Here is a 25818-nt window from a genome sequence, read left to right as displayed (position 1 = left end):
CTCCGGACGGATGACGCCCCGCCCGGTTCACCAGGTCTTGCCGGCCTGCTCCCGGTTCGTGTGGTTGATCCGGTTGAAGAAGTTGGTCATCGCGATGTTCAGAGTGATCGCCGACAGCTGCTTCTCGTCGAAGTGGGTGGCCGCGGCGTCCCAGATCTCGTCGGTGACGCCCGGCGCGCCGTCCTGGATCCGGGTGGCGGCCTCGGTCAGCGCGAGCGCTGCCCGCTCTCCCTCGGTGAAGAAGGGCGTCTCGCGCCACGTGACCACGTTGTGCAGCCGCTCGTCGGTCTCTCCGTGCTTCTTGGCCGACGCGATCCCGGCGAATACGCACGGGCTGCAGCCGTTGATCTGGCTGGCCCGCAGGTGGACCAGCCCGAGTACGCGCGGGTCGACGCCGCCGGAGTGCATCGCCTTGTAAAGGCCCTGGATCGCCGTCATCACGTCGGCGTTCGCGGGGCTCTTCATGCGTGCTTCCATCGGTCTTGCTCCTTCATCGGTTACCTGTGCCCGTCCGGGCCCGTCATCACCTATGACGGAGCAGATCCGAGGAAGGTAACAACATGTACGACCCCAGCCCGACGGACCCGGTGGCCGAGGCGTTCGAGGCCCAGCGCGACCGGCTGCGCGCGGTCGCCTATCGCATGCTCGGATCGCACGCCGACGCCGAGGACGTGGTCCAGGAGGCCTGGCTGCGGCTCTCCCGCCAGGACACGGCGACCATCCACAACCTCGCCGGCTGGCTGACCACGGTGGTCGGCCGGATCAGCCTCGACGTCCTGCGATCGCGCCAGACCCACCCTGAGGCGTCCTACGACGACCGGCTGCCCGAGCTCGTGGTGACGGTCGACGACGGCCCCGCGCCGGAGGACGACGTGGCGCTCGCCGACTCGGTCGGGCTCGCGCTCCTCGTCGTCCTGGAGTCGCTCGGGCCGGCCGAGCGGCTGGCGTTCGTGCTGCACGACCTGTTCGCGGTGCCGTTCGACGAGATCGGCCAGATCCTCGGCAGGTCCGCCGACGCCGCCAAGATGCTCGCCAGCCGGGCCCGCAGGAAGGTGCGGGGGACCGAGCGGCCGGCGGTCGTCGGACGGGAGCAGCGGGAGGTGGTCCAGGCCTTCCTGGCGGCGGCTCGCCGCGGCGACTTCGAGGGGTTGCTGCGCGTGCTCGACCCCGAGGTGAGGCTGACCATCGATACCCCCGACGGCGTGGTCGTCACCCTCGGCGCCACCGAGGTCGCCGCCGGCGCGCGGCTGTCCGCCGGCGCAGCCGTACGGGGGCGAGCGGTGCTCGTCAACGGCCTTCCCGGGATCGTGGCCTGGCGCGAGGACGGCACTCCGCTCTCGGTCGCCGCGTTCACCATCGCCGACGGCCGGATCGCGGGCATCGCGATCGTGATCGACCCGGCCAAGCTCGCGTCGATGGACCTGCCGGACCCGGTGTGAGCGCCGGCCCGCCGGCACCGGTCGCGGCGGGCCGGGATGGTCCGCCGAGCACCTGCGAGCGCTGCGGCACAAGAAGGTCTCGGCGCCGGGTGCGGCCGGTCACTGCTCGCGGTCGCCCCGCTTGGCCTTCTTGCCGCCCCGGCCGGCCAGGAGTGCTCCGGCGACGGCGGCCACCGCATAGCAGGCCAGCCATACCGCGAACCCGCCGGGCAGCCAGGCGAGCAGCCCGGCGTTGTCGTGGTCGGCCAGCAGCCGGATGGCGCCCTGTGCTCCCAGGACCAGCAGCAGCATGCCGATGATCAGCAGGGTGACGTGCTTCATGTGTGCTCTGTCTCCCATCGCCCTCGAAGGGCCGCGACGGCGGGCGTGGGCACGCCCTCCGCATTTTTGTGGTGCGATCGAACCATAACATCGTCTTGGTACGATCGCACCACAAACGAGTCGCGAGGAGCGGATGGCATGCCAAGACAGGTGGACCACGACCGGCGCCGCCACCAGATCGCGGAAGCCGTCTGGCGCCTGGCCGCCCGCGGCGGCCTGGAGGACGTCACCTTGAGACAGGTCGCCACCGAGGCCGGGGTCTCCGCCCGGCTGCTGCAGTACTACTTCGGCACCCGCGACGAACTGCTGCTCGGCGCGCTGGAGATCCTCAACGACGACGCCGAGCAACGGGCCCGCGAACGCCTCGCGATGCTCGGCGACGCGCCCGGCATGCACGCGGTCGTGCGGGGAGTGCTGCTGGAGCTGCTCCCGCTGGATGCCGAGCGGCGCAACCGGCACCTGGTGTACGCCGCCTACTTCGTCCGCTTCCTGGCCGACCCCGCCCTGGCCAAGGTCGCCCGCGCCGCGCCGCCCGCGCTGGAGAACCTGGTCGCCGGCCTGATCGCGCAAGGCCAGGGACTCGGCCAGGTGTCACGGGACGTCGACGCCGAGGCCGAGGCCGCGTTCCTGGTGGCGGGCGCCGACGGGATCCAGGCGACCGTCCTGCTCGGACAGCGGACTCCCGAAGAGGCCGTGGCCTTGATCGATCATCAGCTCGCCCGCGTCTTCACCGTGACGGTCCGCAGCTGACACATGCCCTCGGACCAGGCGCTGCCGGCCGCTGCGACTGCCGGGCCTCCGGCGCGCATGCCCGCCATCTGTTCCGATTCGCCCGCGCGGGGACGACTTCTGAGGCCGCGCAGCGGTACTCCGGATGCGCTGGCCTCGCCAGGGCGCTCGCCGGCAACGGCAGGCCGGCGACGGTCCGGCTCAAAGCTTCACGATCGACTCATGGCCGGTTTCCCCGTGTCCCGGCCGGACCCGGATGAGGGCCTCCGGCCGGGGAGGGGCCTCGGTGCGTGCCTCCGCACCCGGGATCTCGGGCCCCGGGGGTGCGGAGACGTCCCTCATGGAGCTATCCGCAGTTTCCCCAGGAGTGCCGGGAACGGTCCAGCTCAACGGCGGGCGGGGCGGGTGCTCAGCAGGCGCAGGCGATGCCGGAGACCGGGGCGGTCAGCGGGTCGACCCCGCGCCGGGAGACGCCGGCCGAGGTCTCGGTCGCGAAGCCCTCGCGCGCCCAGTACTCGAAGCCGCCGATCATCTCCTTGACCGGGTAGCCGAGCTTGGCGAACTCCAGGGCGGCACGGGTGGCGCCGTTGCAGCCGGGACCCCAGCAGTAGGTCACCACGGTCACACCCGCCGGGATCACATCGGCGGCGCGGGCGGCGATCTCGGCGGTGGGCAGGTGTACGGCGCCCCTGACGTGGCCCTGCTCCCAGCTCTCCAGGTTGCGCGAGTCGACCACGATGATTCCCGGAGCCTCGGCGGCGAGGTCGGCGGCCACGTCGGACACGTCGGTCTCGAACGCCAGGCGGCCGGCGAAGTGGGCGAGCGCGGCGGCGTTGCCGGCGGCGGGGACCGCCGTGACGGCGGAGGGGGCTGCGATGGTGACGGTCATCTCGGTGGCCTTTCGATCGTGTCCGGCGGCGGCAGGACAGGGTGACAGGACAAATGGTGCCGGTCCCGGTCTGCAACCCAACAGTGGCGTGAATGTCCCGTATCGCTAAGATCTCGCCATGCTGATCCCGTCGCCGGAGCTCCGCGCCGTCCGCCATGCCGTGTCCGTGCTCGCCTTCGACGGCATGTCGCCCTTCGAGCTGGGCTGTGTCGTGGAGATCTTCGGCATCCCCCGGCCCGAGCTGGACGTGCCCTGGTACGAGCTCAGGGTCTGCGCCGAGACCCCCGCCGACCTGCGGATCGTCGGGGGGTTCACGATGCGCGCCGAGCACGGGCTCGGCGTCGTGGCCGAGGCGGACACGGTGATCGTGCCCGGGGTGCCGGACGTGTCCGGCACGGTGTCGCCGGAACTGGTCGCGACGCTGCGAGCGGCGCACGCCCGGGGGGCGAGGATGGTGTCGATCTGTTCGGGGGCGTTCGCGCTGGCCCAGGCCGGGCTGCTGGACGGCCGGGAGGCGACCACCCACTGGAAGTACGCCGAGCTGCTGCGCCACCGGTTTCCCCGGGTCAGGGTCAACCCGGATGTCCTCTACGTGGACGGTGACGACGTGCTGACCAGCGCGGGCAGCGCGGCCGGGCTGGACCTGCTGATCCATCTGGTCCGGAAGGACCACGGGCCGGGCGTGGCCAACTCGGTCGCGCGCAGGCTGGTCATCCCGCCGCACCGGGAGGGCGGGCAGGCGCAGTTCATCCAGGCGGCGGTCACCCCCGTGGAGGACGACGACGCGGTGGCCACCGCGATGGCCTGGGCGCTGGACCACCTGGCCGAGCCGATCACGGTGGCCGGGCTGGCCAAGGTCGCCCACATGTCGCAGCGGACCTTCATCAGGCACTTCGCCCGCCAGACCGGCACCAGCCCGCTGCGCTGGGTGATCGCCCAGCGGGTCGCGGCCAGCCTGACGGTGCTGGAGTCCACGGCGGCACCGATCGAGGAGATTGCGCTCTCGGTCGGCTTCGACAGCCCGGTGACCTTCCGCCATCACTTCACCAGGGCGATGCGCACCTCGCCCTCGGCCTACCGCAGGGCCTTCCGCGTGCCGGCGTGACCCGGGCGCCCTCGCTCATGACGGGACGGGTGGATCCACGAGCGCGGACCTTTCCAGCGTCTTCGCGACGCGCTCGACGTCGGCTTCGGTGGTGCGCCAGTTGCTGAAGGCGGCGCGCAGCGCGGGCACGCCGTCGTAGACGGTCCGGGTGAGGAACGCCTCACCGGATGCGGTGATCGCCGAGGTCAGCTCCCCGACGCGCTCGGGGGAGGATGCGAGGGTGAAGCAGACCACGTTGAGCCGGACGGGGGCGAGCAGGCGGTACGCGGGCATGCCGGCGATCCGTTCCCCGAGCCGGGCGGCGAGGGCGATGTTGCGCCGCACGATCTCCGCGTGACCGTCGCGCCCGTACGCGGCGAGGGTGAACCACGCCGGAAGCGCCCGGAGACGCCGCGAGTTCTCCGGTGTCAGGTGCACGAAATCGGGGTCGTCGCCCAGCGGCCCGAGATAGGCGGCGGAGTTCTGGAAGACGCGTGCCTGAAGGTCCCGGCGGCGGGTGAACTGGATCGCGCTGTCGTAGGGGACGTTGAGCCACTTGTGCAGGTCCACGCAGACCGAGTCGGCCTCGTCGAGCCCGTCGGTGAGGTGCGCGTGCTCCGGGGAGAGGGCGGCGAAAGCCCCGAACGCCGCGTCCACGTGCAGCCAGAAGGGGTGGCGCTCGCGCAGGGCGGCCAGCGCGCGGAGATCGTCGAAGTCGGCCGTGTTGACCGTGCCCGCGTTGGCCACGACGATCGCCGGCGTCCCGTCCAGGGATTCCAGTGCCGCTGCGAGGCCGCCGACGTCGACGGCCTCCCTGCCCGGCAGGCGGTCGACCTCGCGGATCGCCGAACGTCCCAGCCCGAGCATCGACAGCGCCTTGCCGATGCTGGAGTGGGGGCTTCCGGAGAGCACGTGGACCGGGCCGAGCGCGGCCGCTCCCCGCTCGGCGACCGAGACGCCGAGCCGCTCGCCCAGCCATTCCCTGGCTATGGCCAGGCCCGTGAAGTTGGACATCGTCGCGCCGCTGACGAAAGCGCCCTCGTGTTCGGGGGACAGGCCGAACAGCTCGCGCAGCCAGGCGGCCGTCTCCCGTTCGAGGTCGGGGGCGCTGGAGTCCAGGCCGGAGGTGGGGTTCTGGTCCAGCGTGCCGGTCAGCCAGTCGCCCGCCAGGGAGGCGGGGGTCGTGCCGCCCGTGACGAACCCCAGGTAGCGGGGTCCGGCACCGGCGGAGAAGCCGGGCTCCCAGCGCCGGGTGAACGTCTCCATCGCCCCCGCCAGCCCCGAGCCGTCCACCGGCAGGGGCGCGGACCGGTGGGCCGCGGGCGCCTGCGCGACCGGCCGGTCGCCGAGCCCGGCGAGCAGCCGTACGGCCTGCGCCCGCGTCTCGTCGAGCAGCTCGGGCAGGCGGGCGAGATCGTCGTCGAGTCGGGGATGCATGGGGCCACGATAGGAAGCTTGTAGGGCATATGTCCCAGTCCAATCTCAATGAACTGGACTTAACCCGGCAAAGACCTCCGGTCGCCGCCCGATGCCGTCATCCGGCCGGCCGCTCCTCCCGGACGGGGTCCTAGACCTTCCAGCGCCGGGTGACCTCCTCGGCGGTGGGGGGCGGGCCCGGCAGGGGAGGGGCTGAGGCCAGACGCAGGGCGTCGAGCATCAGTGCCAGATACCGGCGCCTGATCTGGGCGGTGCGCTCCTCGTCGCCGAGGTGGAGGGCGGCGAGCTGCTCGAAGATCAACGACGTGTCGGCGACGTTCACGTCGGGGCGGAGGGCGCCGGTCCGGGCGGCGCGGTCGAAGACCCGCTCGGCAAGCTCGGCCGCTCGGGTGGAGGCGCGGCGGAGATCCTCGTCGGGGGTGAAGGTGCCGGCCAGGTTGATCGTCAGGGACTGGACGTCGGCGTCCACGACGCGCTGCATGAAGCCGGTGAAGGCGATCCACGGGTCGCCCTCGTCGGCCAGGGCGGTCTCGGCCTCGGCGATGTAGGTTTTCAGGCCGTCCGAGCACAGCTTGCGGAGCAGGTCCTCCTTGCCGGCGTAGCGGCGGTAGAGCGCGCTGATGCCCACCCCCGCCCGCTCGGCCACCGCGGCGATCGGGGCGCCGGGGTCGGCGATGAAGACCGCGCGCGCGGCGTCGAGGATCACTTGGTCGTTACGGGCGGCCTGGGCTTTGCGGCCGCTCATGGGCGCCGTGCCTGTTGTCTCCATACCGCTAATATAGTCAATGGAACATAATGTTCCGTTCTATTGATGGGGAATTCTTGGAAATCCCGGCGCGCCCGATCTGCCACGCTAGCGGGATGATCGAGGGGTCCGGCCTGCCGGATGCCCGGCTCCGCCGCCGGACTCGCCGGCGGGTGGGGGTGTCCGAGGTTCGAGGCCCCCGGCGATCGGCGCCGGTCCGCCCGTGCGAGCCGTACGCCCCGGGATCCGCGTGCCGGGACGGGTTGCAAACAATAAGCAGACCGGTCTATTTTTTAGGCATGGGACAGAAGGGCGAGGAGACGCGCGGCAGGTTGCTGGACGCGACCCGGGAGCTGATCGAGGAGGGCGGCTACTTCGGAGCCGGGCTGAACCAGGTGATCGCGGCCAGCGGGGCTCCGCGCGGCTCGCTCTACTTCCACTTCCCCGGCGGCAAGGACCAGATGGTCGCGGAGTCCGTACGGCGGGGCGGTCATGAGATCGGCCGGGTCGTGCGGGAGCTGGCGGAGGCCGTTCCCGACACCGCGAGCCTGGTCGTCGCCGTGCTGGCGCTGCTCGGCGACCGGCTGGAGGCGTCCGGGTGGCGCAAGGGTTGCCCGGTGGCCACGGTCGCGCTGGAGATGGCGGCCACCAGTGACCCGTTGCAGGAGGTCTGCTCGGAGGTCTACGGCTCCTGGGAGGACACGATCCGCGACCGGCTGGCCGCCGACGGGCATCCCGAGGCGGGCGACGTGGCCGTCACCGTTCTCGCCCTGATCGAGGGGGCGCTGCTGCTGGCCAGGGCTCACCGCAGCCGGGAACCGCTCGATCGTGTGGCCCGCCGGATCGTGACGCTGCTGTAGCGACCGCGTACGGCGGCGCCCCGCCGGGTGCCGCCGCGGGGAAGCCCGCTCCGGGGGCCTTCCCGTGTCCCTTTAATATGTAGACCGATCTATTATGAGGTGATCGCGTGACACCCGACTCCATCGTCTTCGGCGCGGCGGGATTCGTCGGCCGCTCCCTGGTCGCGGAGCTGCTGCGGCAGGACCGCCGGGTGGCCGCCGCCGTGCGCGGACCTGCGGAACGGCTCACGTCCTGGCTCGCCGGGCAGCGGGCGGACACCGCGGGGCTGACCGTCGTCGGCGCCGACATCACCGTGCCCGGCCTCGGTCTCGGCGGCGCCGGCGGCGCGGAGGCCCGGGGCCTGGAAGGAGTGCGTGACGTCTACAACGCCGCCGCCCGCTTCGCCTTCGGGCTGAGCCTCGAGGAGGCCAGGCGGGTCAACGTGACCGGGGCGCTCAACGTGGTGGACTGGGCCGCCACCCGGCCCGGCCTGCGCCGCCTGGTCCACATCAGCGGCTACCGCGTCGGCGGCGCTCCCGTGGACCATCGCGCGGACGGCGCCTACGAGGCGTCCAAGAAGGAGGCCGACGCGGCGGTGCGGGTCCGGGCTCGCGAGCTGGGCGTCCCGCTGACGGTCGTCAACCCCAGCAGCGTGATCGGTCCCGGCCAGTTCATCGGCCTGGCCTCGATGGTCGAGGATCTCTGGCGTGGACGGCTCCCGGCACTGCCCGGGGGATCCGGCACCTTCCTGCCGGTCGTCGAGAGCGGCTACTTCGCCCGCTTCATGGCAGCCCTCCCCGAGCACGAGGAGACCACGGGAAAGGCCTACTGGGTGCTCGACGACGGCACTCCCGAGCTGCCGGAGCTGGTCTCCCTGATCGCCGGGCACCTGGGCGTCCCCGCGCCCCGGCTGACGATCCCGGTCCGGCTCCTGCGGCGGCTGCCCCGCGCGCTCACCCGGGCCGACCCCGAGACGCTGTCGTTCATATCCGGGGACCGCTACCACACCGCCCCCGCCCTGGCCTTCGCGGAGCGGGCCGGACTGCGCATGCCCCCGGTCGGGGAGGCGCTCCGGAGCTGGGCCGACGGGCTGGTCGGCGCCCGGTTCGGCGCCGGGGCCCCGCCACGCGGGCCGTACGGTTTCCGGAACGTGGCGGGGAGCCGGACCTGGGTGGCGGGTGAGCGGGAGAACCCCGAGTACGTGCTGCTGCACGGGCTGCCGCTGGACGCCGATTCGTGGGAGGGCGTGCGCGATCGGCTGGGCGTCCCGGTACTCGCCGCCGACCTGCCGGGCATGGGCCGCTCCGCGCCGGCCCACTCGCTCGACGACTGGACGGCGGCCCTGCTGGAGCCGGTCCGGACGCGGCCGGTGCTGGTCGGCCACTCCCTCGGCTGCGGCCCCGTCCTGCGGTACGCGCAGGCCCATCCCGGCCGGGTGGCCGCCGTGGTCCTCGTCGCCCCGGCCTTCCTCCAGGCGCCCTCGGGACGCTTCCCGCGGTCGAGAGCGGCCGTGCCGGCCCTGCGCCGGATGCCGAGGGACCGGCTGGGGGAGCGCCTGGGCGTCCCGGCGGAGGCGATCGCGGACCTGCGCCGTCCGGGGGCCGCCCGCCGGGTGGTCGAGGCGATGCGCGCGGCCCACGCCGGGCGGCCGGCGCTCCGCCGGGTGCTCGACCGGGTCATCGAGGACGCCCGGGTCCCGGTGACGGTCGTCGCCGGCTCGGGCGATCCGCCGGCCGCGGGCACGCCCGCCACCCTGATCCAGGGCGCCGGGCACTATCCCCAGCTCACACACCCCGACGAGCTGGTGGCCGCTATCCGAGCAGCCGGTGGGCGAGCTCTCCCAGAGCCGCCGCGACCCGCCCGGGGCTGAGCCCCCGCTCGGTCCGCTGGTGGGTGTAGACCTCGGGGGCCAGCGGGGCGAGCACGACCTCGACCAGCGCGTCCGGGTCGGGCACTCCGGCGGAGACCAGCAGCGAACGCACGTGCAGCCGCCAGAAACCGTAGGCGCCGGTGGCGAACCGCGAGTGCCCGGTCTCGGCGCCCAGCACCAGGTGGGCGTGGCCCTCCAGCAGCTCCACCATCGCCGCGTAGAAGGCGGCCAGCCGCTCGGCGGGCGGCGCTCCCGGGCCCAGGGGCGCCTCACCGCCGATCAGCTTCTCCTGCAGCGCCTTCTCGTGCTCGTCGAGCATCGCGGTCGCGATCGCGGCCCGGTCGGGGTAGCGGCGGTACAGCGTGCCCCGCCCCACCCCGGCCGCCTTGGCGATGTCGTCCATGGTGACGTTCGGCGCGCCCTTGGCCGCGAACAGCTGCCCGGCCGCCTCCAGGATGCGCGCCCGGTTGCGCGCGGCGTCTGCTCTCTCCATACCCCAAGGGTATATGTGGACACGCTGTCCACTCTAAGGGGCGGAGGTCGGGAGAGCCGGGTCCCCGGCCGCCCCTCCCGCTCCGGCCGGGCGCTCGGAGAGCCTGCCCGTGGACAGGTCACTCATGGGGCGGCATTCGATCAGGCCCCGGAAATGCGGAAAGACCCGCGGGAACGGGTCTTCCGGGGATCGGGATCAGGCGGCGGGGGTGGGGCCGCTGGTGAGCGGGAACCGTAAGATGTTCCGCCCGGTGTAGGCGCGCAGGTCGACGACCTTCGTGTCCGCCGTGGTCCTGCGGCGTGTCGCGGACCGGATGTCTCTGATCTTGAGCCGCGCGACGTATGGTGGCACGACCATAAGTCTCTTCATTGAGCCCCCCGGCGTGATGAATCCGTTACGCGAGATGTCTACAGATCACCGCGTAAAACCGCCGTAAAGATCAGGGCGGCGCCGTGAAGATCCGGTCAGTAGGGGAGCCGGCGGCCCGACGGGGACCGCAGGTCCGGGCCGGGCGTGCGGGCGTGACGGCGCCGGCCCTGCGGCCGGATGATCCTGATGCGTCGCATGGTCTGCGCCCTCTCCTCGGACTCGCCGTTCCCGGACCGGCTGTGCTCCACGCCGTGTGCTCCGGACGCCGCCGGGCGTCCGGCCGGCGGGCCGCTTTCGGTGGGGTTGGCTCGCGCGGATGCCCGTGCGAGCCAACCTAGTCCCGCGGTACGACCCGGATCAACCGGTTTGATTACGCAGGGACCCGGCGACCGCACGCGTGGTGACGGCGATCCGGTTCCACGCGTTGATCGCCGCGATCGCTATCACCAGCGTGGCCAGCATCTCCGGCTCGTAGTGCCTGGCGGCCTCGTCCCACACGTGGTCCGGCACCGTCTCCCCGCGGTCGCTGAGCCGGGTGGCCTCCTCGGCCAGCGCCAGCGCCGCGCGCTCGGCGTCGGTGTAGTACGGCGCCTCCCGCCAGGCGGCCACCGAGAACAGCCGCTCGTCGGTCTCGCCCGCCTTCTTGGCGTCGTGGCTGTGCATGTCCACGCAGAAGCCGCAGCCGTTGATCTGGCTGGCCCGCAGCTTCACCAGCTCCAGCGTGGCGTGCGGCAGCTTGCTGCCGGCCAGGAACTTCTCCAGGCCGAGCATGGCCTGGTAGCCCTCGGGGGCGAGCTGCGCGACGTTCATCCGTGCCTTCATCGAACACTCCTCAGTTTCTCTGGGTTCACCACGATGTGGATCTCGGTGATCCGGCCGCCGGCCACGGTCAGCGCGTAGACGCCGCTGAGCGCGCCGTCCCGGAACCGCAGCAGCCCCGGCCGGCCGTTGACCATGATCGGGGTGAACCGGCTCCCGGCGCCGAACCGCTCGGCCACCCCGGCGATGAAGCGGGCCACCCGGCCGGCGCCGCGGACCGGCCGCCTGGCCGCGGTGACCAGGCCACCGCCGTCGCTGCGGAGCACCACGTCCGGGTCGAGCAGCGCCAGCAGGGCGTCGATGTCGCGGCCCGTGCTGGCCCGCGCGAACGCCTCGACCACCCTGCGGTGCTCGTCGGCGTCCACCTCGAACCGGGGCGCCCGGGCCGCGACATGCTTGCGGGCACGGGCGGCGAGCTGGCGGCAGGCGGCAGGGGAGCGCCCGACCGCCTGGGCCACCTCCTCGAACGGCAGCCCGAACACGTCGTGCAGTACGAACGCGGTGCGCTCGGCGGGGCTGAGCGACTCCAGCACCACCAGCATCGCCATGCTCATCGACTCGGCCAGCGTCACCCTGTCCGCCGGATCGGCCTCGGTCACCACCGGTTCGGGCAGCCACGGCCCGACGTACTCCTCCCGGCGCACGCGCGCCGAGCGCAGCACGTCCAGCGCGAGCCTGGACACCGTCACCACCAGCCAGCCGGTGACGTCCTGGATCTCCGCGCGATCCGCCCGGCCCAGCCGCAGCCAGGCGTCCTGGACCACGTCCTCGGCCTCGTCGAGGCTGCCGAGCAGGCCGTAGGCCACGCCCACCAGCCGGGGCCGGATGGCGTCGAACTCGGTCGCGAGATCCTCATCGCTGTTCACACAAGAAGGACGGGACATCTCCTGAGTGTGTGACATCCGGCGAACTATGCTGCCCACCGGGGTGTCCGACGAGCCGCCGAACGGAGATGAGATGAGCACCGGGCTGATCGACGGGGATCCCCAGCGGCTGGGCGACTACTGGCTGGCCGGGCGGCTGGGCGCGGGCGGTCAGGGTGTGGTCTACGAGGCCTACGACGCCGAGGGCAGGCGGGTCGCGATCAAGGTGCTGCACGGCGACGCGGGCGGCGACCCCGAGCTGCGCGACCGGTTCGGCCGCGAGGCGGCAGCCGCCCGGAGGGTCGCCTCGTTCTGCACGGCGGCCGTGATCGACGCCGACCTCGACGGGCCCAGGCCCCACATCGTCTCCGAATACGTCGAGGGCCCCAGCCTGCGCAGGGCGGTTGCCGACGGACGCCGCTTCACCGGTGGTGACCTGCACCGCCTGGCGACCGCGGTCGCCACCGCGCTCACCGCCATCCATGACGCCGGGGTCATCCACCGCGACCTGAAACCCGACAACGTGCTGCTCGGCCCGGACGGCCCCCGGGTGATCGACTTCGGCGTCGCCCGCACGGCGGAGATGTCGCTGACCGCCACCGGCATGGTGGCGGGCACGCCGACCTACATGGCACCCGAAATCTTCATGGGCCAGCGCGCGGGCACCCCGGCCGACGTGTTCGCCTGGGGCGGGATCATGGTCTTCGCCGCGACCGGGGCCGATCCGTTCCGGGCCGAGAGCCTGGGCGGCGTCATGCACCGCGTGCTCTCCGTCCAGCCCCAGCTCGACATGCTGCCCGAACGGCTCCGCCCGTTCATCGCGGCCTCCCTGGCCAAGGACCCGCAGGCCAGGCCATCGGCCAGGGACCTGCTGCTCGCCCTGGTCAGCGATGACGGCCGGCTCGACACCCCGCGGCTGCTCGCGGTGGGCAGCAACGCCGGAGCGCAGATCCGCGCCGTCTCGGCGGACCCCGCGCTCGGCGCCCTCGCCGAGGAGGCCTACGCCGCGCTCGGCCAGGCCGAGCGGGAGCTCGCCCCCGAGGTGTTCCTCCGGCTGGTCACCGTGACCGACGACGGGGAGCAGGCCGTACGGCGGGCGCAGTGGGCCGAGCTCCTCGACGGGCGGAGGGAGGACGAGGCGGTCGCCGTCCGGCAGGTGCTCCAGGTCTTCACCTACCTGGTCACCCACGACGACCAGGAGGTCTGGCTGTCGCGGCCGGCCCTGCCGCAGGCGTGGCCCCGGCTGCGCCTGTGGGTCCAGGCCAACCGGGACGGCCTGGCCGTCCACCGGGGGATCCTCACCGCCGCGCGGCGCTGGCAGACCCAGGGCCGCCGGGACGGCGACCTGTTCCAGGGCAGCAGCCTGGAGAACGCCATGAACTGGGCGGCCACCGGCCGCCGCAACATCACGCTGAGCCCGGTCGAGCGCGACTTCCTGGAGGCGGGCGCCGCCCTCACCAAGCGCCGTGCCCGCCGGGGACGGCTGCTCTCCATGACGCTGGCCGTGCTGCTGGTGGCCGCGCTGGCCGCCGGGGCGCTCGCCGTACAGCAGAGCAGGGTGGCCGAGGCGCGCAGCGCCACCATCGCGCTCCAGCGTGACCAGGCGGGGGCCCGCCAGCTCGCTGCGACCGCCGACTCGCTGCGGGTCGCCGAGCCGGTCAGGGCCATGCTGCTCAGCGTGGCTGCCTGGCGGCTGGCCCCCGTGGTCGAGGCCAGGGCGAGCCTGGCGGGATCGCTGGCCCAGCGGGAGACGGCCACCTTCCACGACCCGGCCACCGCGATACAGACGCTCCGGGCGCTGAGCCGCGACGGGCGCACGCTCGTCAGCGTGGGTGGGGGCGAGGTGCGGATCTGGGACGTGCGGAGCGGCAGGCGTGCCGGAGGGTTCAGGGGGGTCGGCGACGACCTGCGGGGGATCGCGCTGAGCCCGAGCGGCAGGCTGCTCGCGGTGATCGGCGGGCTGGAGCTGAAACTCTGGGACGTGGCCAAGGGCAGGCCGACCGGCGCGACCCTCACCGTCCAGGGACGTGAGGCCGGCGGCGACACCCAGGTGTTCTTCGGCCAGGCCGAGGACCGGGTCCTGGTGGCCGAGGGGGAGAAGCTCACGATCTGGAACCCGGTGACGGGGGAGAAGCAGCTCTCGCCGGTCACGGGCGTGGACTTCGACACCTCCGCCGACGGCCGGGGGCTGGCCGTCGGCGGCCTCGACGGCGAGCCGGTGGCCTTGGCCCTGGCCGGCCTGCGCCGGATCCCGCTGGGGAGCCGGTGCGACGCCTGCGGGCTGCGTGTCGCCTACAGCCCGGACGGCAGGACCGTCGCGGTCGGCCGCGGGAAGAGCGTCCAGCTGCGCGACGCCTTCACCGGAGCCGACCTGGAGCGCCCGTTCACCTCCGGCAACGGCGGAGATCTGCGCTTCAGCCCCGACGGGCGCTTCCTGGCCGCCGCTGACGAGACGAGCATCAAGCTCTGGCGGGTCCAGGACGGCCGGCTGCTGCTCACCCAGAGGATCGACGCGTTCATGCCCGCCGTGGCCTTCGACCCCGACGGGCGCACGCTGCGCTACCTCACCGAGGAGGCGGTCACCACCCTCGACATCACCGCGCTGACCAGGCCCGTCGTGCTCAAGGGGCCCGGCACCCACTGGGCCCAGCTGAGCCCGGACGGGCGCCTGCTCGCCTCCCGGGACAGCCAGGCCGGCGAGGTCCGGCTCTGGGACGTCCGGCGGCGCAAGCCTCTCGCCGCCCTGACCGTGGGACCCGAGGGCGCCGACGGCTACTTCGAGATGGCCTTCAGCGGCGACGGCAGGCGGCTGGCGGTCAACACCGGCGGGCAGAGCTCCAGGCTGACGATCTGGGACACCGCCACCTTCAGGCGGCTCACCACCGTCGAGACGGCGCGCGAGGGACAGGTGCCCGCTCTGGCGATGAACGCCGACGGCACCGCCGTGGCCTCCTACGTCCTGTACTACGACTCCGAGAAGGCACCCGGCGGGGAGGTCCACCTGTGGGACGTGCCCGGTGGACGTCACCGCTGGTCCGTGGCCCAGGAGTACGTCGAGGCGCTGAGGTTCACCCCCGACGGCAGGGCCGTCGGGGTCGCCGGAGGAGAGCAGCGGCTGCTGGACGTGACGACCGGGAGACCGTTCGGCGCCACGTACGGCTCGCCGACCGTCAGTATCCCGGTGACCTCGCTGGTCTTCAGCGCGGACGGCGCCCGCACCGCCACCGCCGACCAGGTCGGGCGGATCTCGGTGTGGGAGACGGCATCCAGGGGCCGGGTGGGCACCCTCATCCGGGGCGGCGACGGCGCCGGGGCCAGGCTGGCCTACTCGCCGCGCGGAGACGTGGTCGCGGCCGGGATCGACTCCCAGTCGGTGGCGCTGTGGGACATCGCGACCGGGCGCCGCCTCGGCCAGCCGATCGTGGCGCACACCGGGGACCTCCAGTCGCTGGCGTTCACCGCCGACGGGTCCCGGCTCGTCACGGTCGACTCCGCCGGCACCCTGGCCGAGCAGCCGGTCGACCCGGAGCGGGTGGCGCACGCGGTCTGCGAGCGGGCCGGCCGTACGCTGTCGCCGGAGGAGTGGCGGACCTACCTGGCCGATGTTCCGTATCGCGATGTATGTCCGGGTTAATCCAAACTTTCTGCCCGAAGATCGCGTCCAAGGACGTATGAGAGTCGCGGCGGGGTTGATCGAGGGGGATCCGCAACGCCTGGGGGACTACCGTCCGGGCGCCTCGGCGCGGGCCGCCGGGGGTGCTCTACGAGGCCTGCGATCCCGGTGGCCGGCGGGTGGCGCTGAAGATGCTCCACGGCGATCCGGAACTGCGGAGGGGGGCTCGCCGGGGAGGCGGCGGGTGCCCCGGCGGGCGTGTTCGCCTGGGGAGCGACCGTGCTCTACGCCGCGACCGGTGAGAATCCGTGGTGGATCGAGGACGGCCGCCACCTTCTCGTGGCGCGCAGGGCGCACACCCGCCTGATCCCGCTCCTCCTGGCTGGCCTGGTTGGCCTGGCGGTGCTGGCGGTGCTGGCGGTGCTCGCCGTGGTCGCCGTGGTGATCGACTTCGGGGCGCCGGTCTGAGTGACACCCGCTCTGGGCGGGGTAGCACGCCGCTGTCCAGCCGGGAAGGCAATCGTCCAAGCAAGTGAGAGGGAGTCACTCCGGCGGCGGACGAACCGCCGGCGGTCGCCCTCCTAGAGTTGTCGACTGCAGGAGACGACGCAGGGGGAAGTTCCGATGCTCAAACTGTCCGATGCGAGTGACTTCACAGGCGAGGACCTCACCCAGGCACTGGAGGGCTACCTGTCCCACTGGGCCGAGCGGTCCGGCATCGTCGTCGAGACCTGGGCGCTGCCCGGCAGGGCCGTGCCCCGCGAAATCGCCCGGGCGGTGTACGCCACCGTTCTGGAGGCCCTCGCCAACGTCGAACGGCACAGCGGCGCCGCCCACGTCTCCGTCGCGATCACGCTGAGCACGAACGGCCTGCGGATGACCGTCAGCGACGACGGCGGCGGATTCGCCGAGGACCGGGCGGACCGGCCCCAGGGAAGAGGCCTGGCCGCCATGCGGGCCTGGTTCGCCGAGGTGGGTGGCACAGTGACGGTCAACACCGTCCCGGCGGGCGGCACCACCGTCACGGGGGTCGTCCCCGTGTGAGAGCCGCTCGCGGACGGATGGGCACGTCAGGGGAGCGGTCCCGCCGCACGTCCTGGCGACGGCGCAGGCCATTGGCGGGCGGAACGCGTGGGGGGAATGGCCTGCCCGTGGCCCGTGAGTGGCGAGTCTCAGTGATCCATCACCATCCATGGTGTGACACTTTCCCAGACCCGGAATCGAGTTTGCACAGGTAAGGGCATATACAAGCCGCCTGATCAGGTCGGAGGCGATCACTCGTGACCGGGCCGAATGAACCGACGTTTTTCGGGGGGAAACATGGCGCAGTGTGAGGTCTGCGGCAACGATTACGACATGAGCTTCGAGGTGCACGCCCAAGGGGTCGTGCACGTCTTCGACAGCTTCGAATGCGCGATCCAGCGGATGGCGCCCATCTGTGAGCGCTGCGGGGTCCGTGTCGTCGGGCACGGCGTCCAGGCCGGCCGGCGCTGGTTCTGCTGCGCGCACTGCGCCCGGCAGGAGGGCGCGGACACGATCGTCGACCGGGTGGGGATCCCCTCCCAGCAGGGCGCGCAGTAGACGGCCCCCGCTCAGAGCGTCACGGGCCGGCAGTCCTCTCCGTGGAGGGCGGCCGTCATTTCCCGGTGGGCGGCTGTCATTTCCCGGAGGGCGACCGTCATCGGCGCACCGGGTCCCGTTGCCGAGGTGGCATGAGATCCACCGCCCGGCACATGTGATCTGGGATGGGAGCACGCATCCGGGATGCTCCGGGCGTTCGGTGACGTCCATGCCGCAGGCCCGGCACGAGCGATCGTGCCGGGCCTGCGGACGGTTGGAAGCTCAGGTCAGCTCAGCGGCCAGCAGGTGGCGTGAGAGGTGATCTGCGCAGGCAGAAGGCCCTCGTTCCTGGCCGTCACGGTCCAGGAGTTGTTGGCCAGGTTGGCGAGGTTGGCGGTGACGAGCAACCCGTCCGGGTTCGCGTATCCACCGTTGATCAGCGCCGTGTTGATGGGGCAGATGGCACTGGCGGTCCCCGTGCCGTCAGCGTCGACCGTGACGGTCTCGTTGACGTCCTGAGGGTTCACGACGATGCCCGCATCCCCCTGGGGCCCCTGCGGTCCGGTGTCGCCTTGCGGGCCCTGCTCCCCTTGGGGACCCGCCTCACCTTGCGGTCCAGCCTCACCTTGCGGTCCAGCCTCACCTTGCGGTCCGGTGTCGCCTTGTGGTCCGGCGTCGCCCTGCGGTCCGGCCTCACCTTGTGGTCCGGTGTCGCCCTGGGGGCCCGCCTCACCTTGTGGTCCGGTGTCGCCCTGGGGGCCCGCCTCACCTTGTGGTCCGGTGTCGCCCTGCGGTCCGGCCTCACCTTGTGGTCCGGCGTCGCCCTGCGGTCCGGCCTCACCTTGTGGTCCGGTGTCGCCCTGGGGGCCCGCCTCACCTTGTGGTCCGGCCTCGCCCTGCGGTCCGGCCTCACCTTGTGGTCCGGTGTCGCCCTGCGGTCCGGCCTCACCTTGTGGTCCGGTGTCGCCCTGGGGGCCCGCCTCACCTTGTGGTCCGGCCTCGCCCTGCGGTCCGGCCTCACCTTGTGGTCCGGTGTCGCCCTGGGGGCCCGCCTCGCCCTGTGGTCCGGCCTCGCCCTGGGGGCCCGCCTCACCTTGTGGTCCGGCCTCGCCCTGCGGTCCGGCCTCACCTTGTGGTCCGGTGTCGCCCTGGGGGCCCGCCTCGCCCTGTGGTCCGGCCTCGCCCTGGGGGCCCGCCTCACCTTGTGGTCCGGCCTCGCCCTGCGGTCCGGCCTCACCTTGTGGTCCGGTGTCGCCCTGGGGGCCCGCCTCGCCCTGTGGTCCGGCCTCGCCCTGGGGGCCCGCCTCACCTTGTGGTCCGGCCTCGCCCTGCGGTCCGGCCTCACCTTGTGGTCCGGTGTCGCCCTGGGGGCCCGCCTCGCCCTGCGGTCCGGCCTCGCCCTGGGGGCCCGCCTCACCTTGTGGTCCGGCCTCGCCCTGCGGTCCGGCCTCACCTTGTGGTCCGGTGTCGCCCTGGGGGCCCGCCTCGCCCTGTGGTCCGGCCTCGCCCTGGGGGCCCGCCTCACCTTGTGGTCCGGCCTCGCCCTGCGGTCCGGCCTCACCTTGTGGTCCGGTGTCGCCCTGGGGGCCCGCCTCGCCCTGTGGTCCGGCCTCGCCCTGGGGGCCCGCCTCACCTTGTGGTCCGGCCTCGCCCTGCGGTCCGGCCTCACCTTGTGGTCCGGTGTCGCCCTGGGGGCCCGCCTCGCCCTGTGGTCCGGCCTCGCCCTGGGGGCCCGCCTCACCTTGTGGTCCGGCCTCGCCCTGCGGTCCGGCCTCACCTTGTGGTCCGGTGTCGCCCTGGGGGCCCGCCTCGCCCTGCGGTCCGGCCTCGCCCTGCGGTCCGGCCTCGCCCTGTGGTCCGGTGTCGCCCTGCTCACCCTGCTCGCCTTGCGGCCCGGTGTCGCCCTGGGGACCCGTCTCGCCCTGCGGGCCGGTGTCGCCGGTGTCACCCTTGGGGCCTTGCGCCCCGGTGTCGCCCTGCGGGCCCTGCGGGCCTTGGTCGCCGGTGTCGCCCTTGGGGCCCTGCGGGCCCGTGTCGCCTCTGGGGCCCTGGTCGCCGGTGTCGCCCTGCGGGCCCTGCGGGCCTTGGTCGCCGGTGTCGCCCTTGGGGCCTTGCGGGCCGGTGTCGCCCTGCGGGCCCTGCGGGCCGGTGTCTCCCGGCAGGCCCTGCGGGCCCTGCTCACCCTGGGGGCCGGTGTCGCCGGTGTCACCCTTGGGGCCCTGGTCGCCGGTGTCGCCCTGCGGGCCCTGCGGGCCTTGGTCGCCGGTGTCGCCCTTGGGGCCTTGCGGGCCGGTGTCGCCTTGCGGGCCCTGCGGGCCGGTGTCTCCCGGCAGGCCCTGCGGGCCGGTCTCGCCGGTCGCACCGGTCTCGCCGGTCGGGCCCTGCGGACCCTGGGGACCGGTGCCGCCGGTGTCGCCCTTGGGGCCGCGCGGTCCCTGGGAGCCCTGCGGACCCTGGGAGCCCTGCGATCCCTGCGCCCCGGTGTCGCCCTTGGGCCCCTGCGGGCCGGTGTCGCCGCGTGGACCGTCGGCGCCCTGCGGTCCCTGGCGGCCCTGCGGGCCCTGGGGTCCGGTGTCGCCCTTGGGCCCCTGCGCCCCGGTGTCGCCGCGCTTGCCCGGCTCGCCCTGCGGGCCGGCGGGGCCCGCAACGCCTGGCCTTCCCTGCTCGCCGGTGTCGCCCTTGGGCCCGCGCGATCCTTCGGCGCCCTGCGGTCCCTGGCGGCCCTGCGGGCCCTGGGGTCCGGTGTCGCCCTTGGGCCCCTGCGCCCCGGTGTCGCCCTTGGGCCCGCGTGGTCCGACGGGGCCCGTGAGCCCCCGTGGTCCGGCGGCGCCCTCGGGACCTTCGATGTTCCACAGGATCCGTGTCTCATCGAAGTAGCACGTGGTGGTCCCGGTGCCGAGGATGCGGGGCCTTCCCTTGGTCGACCCGAAGGCCTTCACACAGGCGTAAACCGTTGTGGGGTCGTCGGCCAGCGCGGTTGTCGCGCCGGCCACGGCGCCGGCGTGAGCAGCCGCCATCGTGACCGCGACTGCAAGCAGCCGGGTACCGAGGAGGACTTTTGATTGCTGTGCCACTCTTGTCTCAATTCTGCACGTCTTGATCGAAAATTGCCCGGTGAATGAACGGCGGGCTGAATGCGCTCCGCGATTAGGGAAATCGCAGAATAAATGACAGTCGCACCCATATGTGCCCAGAATGTCCGTTGAGGGAATTTCTCCCCGCCGAATGGCCTCACCAGCGAAATCCGTACCCAGAAGAGGGCGGACGACCAGAAAATGACGGTGAACAGAGGATCAAGATCCATCAACGTGTGATCCGCCTGGGAGTAGCGGGTTGACGGCGTGCAGCTCCCTGGGCCCATGTAACCACATGGGGAATTTTAATCTCGCTGCAGAATGTCGGTAGTGCCAGGAGATAGTGCTATCTAGTTTATTGTCGGAAATTCGGTGAACTGCACTCTGTGCGGCCCGAGAATCGCCGTCCCCTGACGGTCCGCCGGAAGCCGGCATGGGCCCGACGCCGATCGCGGAGGTCCGGGATCGGCGTCGGACCCGATATGCCACCCTGCCGAAGCTATCCGGCTAACCGGACATATTCCTTGCCGATTTCCTGCCGGGTGTCACGCGTTCGCCTTGTCCGGGCTGCCGGACGCGAACTTCAGCGGCGGCAGCACCGCCCGGGCGTCCGCGCCCCCGAACCACAGGCCGATCATGAACGCCGCCGTCGCTTCGAGCAGCCCGGCGCGTTCCAGCCCGCCGGCCTCGACCGCTCCGCATCCCAGGTCCTCGACCAGCGAGCGCACGGTCGCGAGCGCGTCCTGGTCGTCTCCGCACAGCGGCACGGACAGGGGAGCGCCGTCGAAGACGGGAGGCGTCATCCGCCAGACGTCCTCGTGGCACAGGTTGAAGGCCTTGACGACCCGGGAGCCGACGGCGGTCTCGGCCACCCGCTCCGCCATCGACGGCCCGCCCTCCGTTGCGAGGGTGAACCGCCCCGGCACGACCGGGTTGGTGCAGTCGATCAGCACCCGCCCGCGCAGCGTCCCGCCGGCGGCGCCGGCCGCCTCCAGGACCTCGGCCACCGCATAGTCGCGTACGGCCAGCAGCACCACCTCGCCGGAGGTCGCGGCCTCGATCCAGGTGCCCGCGCGCGCGGCCGGGCCGAGCCGCTCTGCGAGAGCGGCGACCTTCACCGGGTCCCGGCCGCTCAGCGTAAGTTCGTGTCCCGCACGGACCCACTGCGTTCCGAGCGCGTCCGCCATGCGGCCCGCGCCAAGGATGCCGATACGCATCCGTCCTCCTGTCATCCGGCTGATGTAGGACGAATGTAGAAAGCTCATCAGGCACCGTTCGGTGCGTAACGTCTCAGCGATACTGGAGGGCCCCGACGTGTTCCTCGCCGACTGCCGTGCCCGCCTCGCCTTCGATCTGATCGGCAACACCTGGAACGCCGTCGTCGTCTGGGCGCTGCGCGACGGCCCGCGCCGGCCCGGCGAGCTGCGCGAGCACATCGGGGGGATCAGCACGAAGGTGCTCACCGAGACCCTCCGGAGGCTGGAGTACAACGGTCTCGTCTCCCGCCGGGCCTACTCCGAGGCACCTCCCCGGGTCGAATACGGGCTCACGGATCTGGGCCACAGCCTGGTGCCGCTGATCGGGGCCTTCGGGGAATGGGCCTTCGACCACGGGGACGATGTCCTGGACGCCCAGGACCGCGCCGACGGCCTCCTCCCGCCCCCGGCCGTGCGGGAGGACGGGGAGAGCGAGGAGGACGAGGAGGACGGGGGAGTCAGTGGGCGACCGGCCTCGGCAGGGGGGAGTGGAGGACCGACCGCCGCTCCAGCGTGATCACCGCGGTCACCAGCACGACCAGCGCGGTGAGCTGCGCGAGGCCCGACCAGAGCCCGAGAGCGGTCGTCATGAGCGCGATCAGGGCGCCGGCGTTTCTCACCCGGTTGCCCGTGATGTCCAGGACCTGGCGGAACCAGGCGTTGCCCGCCAGGAACAGGGCGACGCCCACGGCCAGGGTGACGGCGGCACTGGGCTTCAGCGGGTCGACCGGATGGCCGATCAGCTTCTTGACCCCGGCGGCGACCGCGACCACCCCCAGCAACATCGGGATGTGCGCGTAGAAGTAGGCGCCGAGGATCAGCCGGGTGCGCCGGACCGGCTCGGCCCCGGCCAGGGTGTGCTCGGCGCGCACCTCGTCGTCCCCGCCGAAGTAGAGCCACCACAGGCAGGCCGTCAGCGCGAGGGCGAGCACCGCCGCCAGGCCGAGGGTGAAGTCGACATGGAGCCCTGTCGCGCCGATGCCGATCGCCACGATCGACTCGCCGAGCACCACGATCACCAGCAGGCCGTGGCGCTCGACGATGTGACCGGCCTTGAGGGCGAAGCCCTTCTGCCCGATGAAGTAGGGGCTGCCCCACAGCAGCAGCACCGCGGCGCCCCAGAGCAGGTAGTTGTACGGCGCGCCGACGAGGCTCGCCACGCCGATCAGTGCGAGCCCGCCGAGGTTGAACGGGACCACCCGGGCGATGGCCGAGGTGGCCTGCAGGTACAGTCCGGCGTGGACGGTGATCAGCAGCAGGTAGCCGATGGCGAACGCCGTGCCGTCGCCGTCGAACACCGACGGGATCGCCAGTGCCACGATCATGAAACCGGCCATGCCCAGCAGGATCAGCATCCGGCGGGCGGGCCGTACGGGCGGGATCGCGTTCGTCAGCCAGGCGTAGCCCGCGTACATCCACCAGATGACACCGAACACGAGCAGCACGCGCAGCGCGCCCTCGATGGGCTTGCCGGCCTGCAGCCCGTCCACCAGCAGACTGGTGAGCTGGGTGACGGTGAAGACGAAGACCAGGTCGAAGAAGAGCTCAAGGGTGGAGACGCGCAGTTCGCTCTCCGGAGGGGCGGATTCGATCCGCTCAGTGAACCAGCCAGGCAGCCGCATGCGCCCATTCTGGAGGGATCCGCCGCCCGGCACATCCGGATAAATCATCCATTATGAGACGAAGTGTTACTCCCCTCCCCATCGGATCCGTCGAGCAGCGCGGTGGCCGCCCCGTCCCTCCCGCCGGGGATCGTGCCGGCCCAGGCCGCGGCACCCGCCCGGGGAGCTCCGGTCCGCGCGGTGCGCCGGACCGATCACTCTCCGGCGGACTCCTCCTTCGCCTTCTCCCCGGCCACCAGGGTGTCGGCGCTCTTACCGGGCGGGGAGGCGCTCTCCGGCTCGCTCGCCGTACTCCGGCGGCGGGCCCGGGGCTGGACGGCAGGGAACTCCGCGGTGTCCCTGCCGGTCTCGGGGCCGTCCACCCGGGGAGCCTGGGCCGGCCTGCCCGTCCGGGGAGTCCTGTCCGCCCGGACGCCCTGACCGGGCCTCTCCGCCGGAACCGGCTTCCCGGTCCGGGCCGGCCTCTCCGCCTGAGCGGTCCGCTTCTCCGCGGGCGCGGGCGCGGTCCGGGCCGGCCCGTCCGGAGCGGGACCGGGGGCCTCCGGCTCGCGCAGCGCGGCGATGACGTCATCGGCCTCGGCCTCGGCCGCGAAGTCCTCGGCGGCCTCGGCCTCACGCCGCTTGATCACCACCATGTGGTCGACCGACAGCCGGCCCGCGCCACCGACCGCGAGAAGGATCGAGGCCGCGCCGAGCGCCACGATCAGGTTGACGTCGCCGCCGGTCAGCGGCAGGCCCTGCTCCCCGCTGGCCACGATGAACACGGCGACGGCCTCGGCGAACAGCAGCAGCCCGCAGGCCGGTACGGCGAGCCCGAACACGAGCAGGGCTCCGCCGATGAGTTCCATGAGCATCGTGGTGGCGGCCCAGGCTCCGGGGGCGGGGGCGCCCAGGGTCGCGAACTGGTCGCCGGTGGCGGTCAGCCCCGCCTCCAGCTTGTGCCAGCCGTTGGCGAAGAAGATGCCGCCCACCCCGAGCCTGGCGGCCAGGGCGGCGAGATCGTGGAGGGTTCGTCGCACGGTTCCTCATTCTGGTCAGATTCACCGTTCCTGCCCATAGATGACCGCGCGGAGGCCGCCCAAACCCGTCAGTCGCAGTCGCCCTGGTCAGCGGATCGGCGGGGGACCAGGAGCGCCACCGACACCGCGGTCGCGCCCAGCAGGAGCACGCTCACCATGATCGTGGTGTGCAGTCCGGAGACGAAGGCGACCCGGGCTGCGCCCAGCAGCGCGATCCCACCGGCGCCGCCGATCTCCTGGGCCGCGTGCGCCGCGGCGGCGAGCGACTGGCGGGCCAGGGTCATCAGCTCGGGGGAGACGCCGGAGACCGAGGCCAGCGAGGGCGCGTAGACGACGGTGGTGATCGTGCCGAGGATCGCCACCCCGAGGCCGGCTCCCAGCTCGTAGGCGGTCTCCTCGATCGCGGCGGCGCCGCCCGCCCGTGACTCCGAGGCGGAGGACATGATCGTGTCGGACGCGGCCAGCAGGGTGACCTGGATGCCGAAGCCGATGCCGACGAAGCAGAGCGCGAGCATCAGCGGATGCGGCTCGGTCCCCCAGCCCAGCGGGGGGAGCAGGGACAGGGTGGTCAGCGCGAGCCCGCCGCTCATCGTGGCGCGCAGTCCGACCCGGCGCAGCAACTGCGCGCCGGCGAGGCCTCCCGCGACGGAGGCGATCATCAGGGGCAGCATGCGGATCGCGGCCCCGAGCGGGCTGTCACCGAGCACGAGCTGCAGATACTGGGCGAGCATCAGCTCCAGCCCGACCAGCGCGAAGACCGTCAGCAGCACCGCCGCCACCCCGACGGAGAACGCCCGCCGCCGGAACAGGCCGAGGTCGAGCAGGGGGAAGGGCAGTCGCCGCTGCCTGCGCACGAACCAGACCAGCAGCCCGGCTCCGCACAGGAAGGCCACCACCCCGCCCGGATGGCCGGATCCCGCCTCCTTCAGGCCGAAGGCCAGCGCGAGGATGCCGAGCACCGACAGCAGCGCGCTGGGCGCGTCCCACGGCTGAGAGGCGCGCCGGCGTGACTCGGGCAGGATCCTGGCGGCCGAGGGCAGCAGCACCAGCAGGATCGGCACGTTGATCAGGAAGACGGCGCCCCACCAGAAGTGCTCGACGAGCAGGCCGCCGATGAGCGGTCCGATCGCGGCTCCGGCCGCAGCCACCGCGCTCCACACGCCCAGCGCGATCGCGCGCTCCCGCCGGTCGGTGAAGACCTGCCGGATGATGGAGAGCGTGGCAGGCATGATCATCGCGCCGCCGATACCGAGGAACGCCCGCGCGGTGATGAGCGTGAGCGGGGTCGGCGCGAACGCCGCCGCCGCGGAGGCGGCGCCGAACACCAGGTATCCGGCGAGCACCAGGCGTTTTCGCCCGTAGCGGTCGCCGAGGGTGCCGAAGGTCAGCAGCAGCGGTGCGACCACCAGCGAGTAGACGTCGATGATCCACAGCAGTTGCACCGAGCTCGGTTCCAGCGCGGCGGTCAGCGCCGGGACCGCGATGTGCAGGACGGTGGCGTCCACCGCGATCAACAGGAGGCTGAAGCAGAGAAGTATCAGGACCGACCAGCGGCCGGCCCCGCGCGCCCGCGGATCGCTTCCGTCTCGCGTGGCCTCGGCCACGGCCCCCATAGTGATCATGGGCCGCTCAGGGATTGCCGACCTGGACGAACATGCGTCGCAGCTTAGGCGAAGTCGGGCACCGGATGAGACCGCATCGGAGGATCGGTTCACGGCGGTATGCGCATCCCCCGAGGACGCGCGCGACCTCTCTAGAGAGATACAGGCATATATC

General features: G+C 72.6%; 24 protein-coding genes. 10 read left to right on the top strand and 14 right to left on the bottom strand.

The window, feature by feature from the left end:
* Nucleotides 1–27: 27 nt before the first annotated feature.
* Nucleotides 28–477, bottom strand: a complete 450-nt coding sequence (locus SROS_RS34350; RefSeq protein ID WP_012893552.1) for a carboxymuconolactone decarboxylase family protein — start codon at nucleotides 475–477, stop codon at nucleotides 28–30.
* Nucleotides 478–560: 83 nt separating this feature from the next.
* Between SROS_RS34350 and SROS_RS34345 the strand changes: the two genes are divergently transcribed.
* Nucleotides 561–1439 carry a sigma-70 family RNA polymerase sigma factor gene (locus tag SROS_RS34345; protein ID WP_012893551.1) on the top strand — a complete coding sequence of 293 codons (879 nt, stop codon included), beginning with the start codon at nucleotides 561–563 and terminating at the stop codon, nucleotides 1437–1439.
* Between the two features lie 99 nt (nucleotides 1440–1538).
* Here SROS_RS34345 and SROS_RS34340 read toward each other — a convergent pair whose 3' ends face one another.
* On the bottom strand, nucleotides 1539–1760 hold the full coding sequence (locus SROS_RS34340) for a hypothetical protein (protein WP_012893550.1): 222 nt from the start codon (nucleotides 1758–1760) through the stop codon (nucleotides 1539–1541).
* 138 nt (nucleotides 1761–1898) lie between these two features.
* On the opposite strand from SROS_RS34340, the gene SROS_RS34335 reads away from it, so the two are divergent.
* Nucleotides 1899–2510 carry a TetR/AcrR family transcriptional regulator gene (locus SROS_RS34335; protein WP_012893549.1) on the top strand — a complete coding sequence of 204 codons (612 nt, stop codon included), beginning with the start codon at nucleotides 1899–1901 and terminating at the stop codon, nucleotides 2508–2510.
* Nucleotides 2511–2898: 388 nt separating this feature from the next.
* On the opposite strand, the gene SROS_RS34330 is transcribed toward SROS_RS34335, so the two are convergent.
* Entirely contained in the window at nucleotides 2899–3378 is a 480-nt protein-coding gene (locus tag SROS_RS34330) for a rhodanese-like domain-containing protein (protein WP_012893547.1), read from the bottom strand.
* A 118-nt stretch (nucleotides 3379–3496) separates the two neighbouring features.
* Here SROS_RS34330 and SROS_RS34325 point away from each other — a divergent pair, with 118 nt between their 5' ends.
* Nucleotides 3497–4483 (top strand): helix-turn-helix domain-containing protein, encoded by a 987-nt coding sequence (locus SROS_RS34325; RefSeq protein WP_012893546.1) that lies wholly within the window; start codon nucleotides 3497–3499, stop codon nucleotides 4481–4483.
* A 15-nt stretch (nucleotides 4484–4498) separates the two neighbouring features.
* Here the strand turns inward: SROS_RS34325 and SROS_RS34320 are convergent, their stop codons facing one another.
* Both SROS_RS34320 and SROS_RS34315 read right to left on the bottom strand, forming a co-directional pair.
* A complete protein-coding gene (locus SROS_RS34320) occupies nucleotides 4499–5899 on the bottom strand; it encodes a pyridoxal phosphate-dependent decarboxylase family protein (RefSeq protein ID WP_012893545.1) in 1401 nt (466 codons plus the stop codon).
* 130 nt (nucleotides 5900–6029) lie between these two features.
* The gene (locus tag SROS_RS34315; RefSeq protein WP_043653525.1) at nucleotides 6030–6668 is read right to left on the bottom strand and encodes a TetR/AcrR family transcriptional regulator; all 639 of its coding nucleotides are present in this window, start codon (nucleotides 6666–6668) and stop codon (nucleotides 6030–6032) included.
* A 275-nt stretch (nucleotides 6669–6943) separates the two neighbouring features.
* Between SROS_RS34315 and SROS_RS34310 the strand changes: the two genes are divergently transcribed.
* Complete coding sequence (locus tag SROS_RS34310; protein ID WP_012893543.1) at nucleotides 6944–7504, top strand: TetR/AcrR family transcriptional regulator; 561 nt, start codon at nucleotides 6944–6946, stop codon at nucleotides 7502–7504.
* A 107-nt stretch (nucleotides 7505–7611) separates the two neighbouring features.
* Nucleotides 7612–9354, top strand: a complete 1743-nt coding sequence (locus SROS_RS34305; protein WP_012893542.1) for an alpha/beta fold hydrolase — start codon at nucleotides 7612–7614, stop codon at nucleotides 9352–9354.
* On the opposite strand, the gene SROS_RS34300 is transcribed toward SROS_RS34305, so the two are convergent.
* The 4 genes from SROS_RS34300 to sigJ all read right to left on the bottom strand — a co-directional run bounded on the left by SROS_RS34300 (nucleotide 9296) and on the right by sigJ (nucleotide 11901).
* The gene (locus SROS_RS34300; protein WP_012893541.1) at nucleotides 9296–9847 is read right to left on the bottom strand and encodes a TetR/AcrR family transcriptional regulator; all 552 of its coding nucleotides are present in this window, start codon (nucleotides 9845–9847) and stop codon (nucleotides 9296–9298) included. The two genes, SROS_RS34305 and SROS_RS34300, sit on opposite strands and share 59 nt — an antisense overlap.
* Before the next feature lie 195 nt (nucleotides 9848–10042).
* A complete protein-coding gene (locus tag SROS_RS51365) occupies nucleotides 10043–10204 on the bottom strand; it encodes a hypothetical protein (protein ID WP_169369439.1) in 162 nt (53 codons plus the stop codon).
* A 369-nt stretch (nucleotides 10205–10573) separates the two neighbouring features.
* Nucleotides 10574–11038, bottom strand: coding sequence for a carboxymuconolactone decarboxylase family protein (locus tag SROS_RS34295; RefSeq protein ID WP_012893538.1), 465 nt, complete (start codon nucleotides 11036–11038; stop codon nucleotides 10574–10576).
* Nucleotides 11035–11901, bottom strand: coding sequence for an RNA polymerase sigma factor SigJ (gene sigJ, locus SROS_RS34290; protein ID WP_245564377.1), 867 nt, complete (start codon nucleotides 11899–11901; stop codon nucleotides 11035–11037). The genes SROS_RS34295 and sigJ overlap by 4 nt, the downstream gene beginning before the upstream one ends.
* Nucleotides 11902–11992: 91 nt before the next feature.
* On the opposite strand from sigJ, the gene SROS_RS34285 reads away from it, so the two are divergent.
* The 4 genes from SROS_RS34285 (at nucleotide 11993) to SROS_RS34270 (ending at nucleotide 17092) form a co-directional block, all read left to right on the top strand.
* Nucleotides 11993–15532: a serine/threonine-protein kinase gene (locus SROS_RS34285; RefSeq protein WP_169369437.1), complete on the top strand. Its 3540-nt coding sequence runs from the start codon at nucleotides 11993–11995 to the stop codon at nucleotides 15530–15532.
* A gap of 237 nt (nucleotides 15533–15769) precedes the next feature.
* Nucleotides 15770–15979, top strand: coding sequence for a hypothetical protein (locus tag SROS_RS34280; RefSeq protein WP_043653518.1), 210 nt, complete (start codon nucleotides 15770–15772; stop codon nucleotides 15977–15979).
* 156 nt (nucleotides 15980–16135) lie between these two features.
* A complete protein-coding gene (locus tag SROS_RS34275) occupies nucleotides 16136–16555 on the top strand; it encodes a sensor histidine kinase (RefSeq protein ID WP_043653516.1) in 420 nt (139 codons plus the stop codon).
* Nucleotides 16556–16831: 276 nt separating this feature from the next.
* Nucleotides 16832–17092, top strand: coding sequence for a hypothetical protein (locus SROS_RS34270; RefSeq protein WP_012893535.1), 261 nt, complete (start codon nucleotides 16832–16834; stop codon nucleotides 17090–17092).
* Nucleotides 17093–17358: 266 nt separating this feature from the next.
* Here the strand turns inward: SROS_RS34270 and SROS_RS54060 are convergent, their stop codons facing one another.
* Entirely contained in the window at nucleotides 17359–20088 is a 2730-nt protein-coding gene (locus tag SROS_RS54060) for a collagen-like domain-containing protein (protein ID WP_081453487.1), read from the bottom strand.
* Nucleotides 20089–20690: 602 nt separating this feature from the next.
* Nucleotides 20691–21377 (bottom strand): NADPH-dependent F420 reductase, encoded by a 687-nt coding sequence (locus tag SROS_RS34260; RefSeq protein ID WP_425358622.1) that lies wholly within the window; start codon nucleotides 21375–21377, stop codon nucleotides 20691–20693.
* A gap of 46 nt (nucleotides 21378–21423) precedes the next feature.
* Between SROS_RS34260 and SROS_RS34255 the strand changes: the two genes are divergently transcribed.
* Nucleotides 21424–21918, top strand: coding sequence for a winged helix-turn-helix transcriptional regulator (locus SROS_RS34255; RefSeq protein ID WP_012893532.1), 495 nt, complete (start codon nucleotides 21424–21426; stop codon nucleotides 21916–21918).
* On the opposite strand, the gene SROS_RS34250 is transcribed toward SROS_RS34255, so the two are convergent.
* The 3 genes from SROS_RS34250 to SROS_RS34240 form a co-directional block, all read right to left on the bottom strand.
* Nucleotides 21860–23023 carry a low temperature requirement protein A gene (locus tag SROS_RS34250; protein WP_043653513.1) on the bottom strand — a complete coding sequence of 388 codons (1164 nt, stop codon included), beginning with the start codon at nucleotides 23021–23023 and terminating at the stop codon, nucleotides 21860–21862. The genes SROS_RS34255 and SROS_RS34250 overlap by 59 nt on opposite strands.
* A gap of 194 nt (nucleotides 23024–23217) precedes the next feature.
* Nucleotides 23218–24042 (bottom strand): DoxX family protein, encoded by an 825-nt coding sequence (locus SROS_RS46405; protein ID WP_012893530.1) that lies wholly within the window; start codon nucleotides 24040–24042, stop codon nucleotides 23218–23220.
* A gap of 68 nt (nucleotides 24043–24110) precedes the next feature.
* On the bottom strand, nucleotides 24111–25664 hold the full coding sequence (locus tag SROS_RS34240; protein ID WP_012893529.1) for an MFS transporter: 1554 nt from the start codon (nucleotides 25662–25664) through the stop codon (nucleotides 24111–24113).
* Between the last annotated feature and the right edge of the window lie 154 nt (nucleotides 25665–25818).

The organism is Streptosporangium roseum DSM 43021, assembly GCF_000024865.1.
Lineage (GTDB): Bacteria > Actinomycetota > Actinomycetes > Streptosporangiales > Streptosporangiaceae > Streptosporangium > Streptosporangium roseum.
This window is presented reverse-complemented; position numbering and strand designations above follow the sequence as displayed.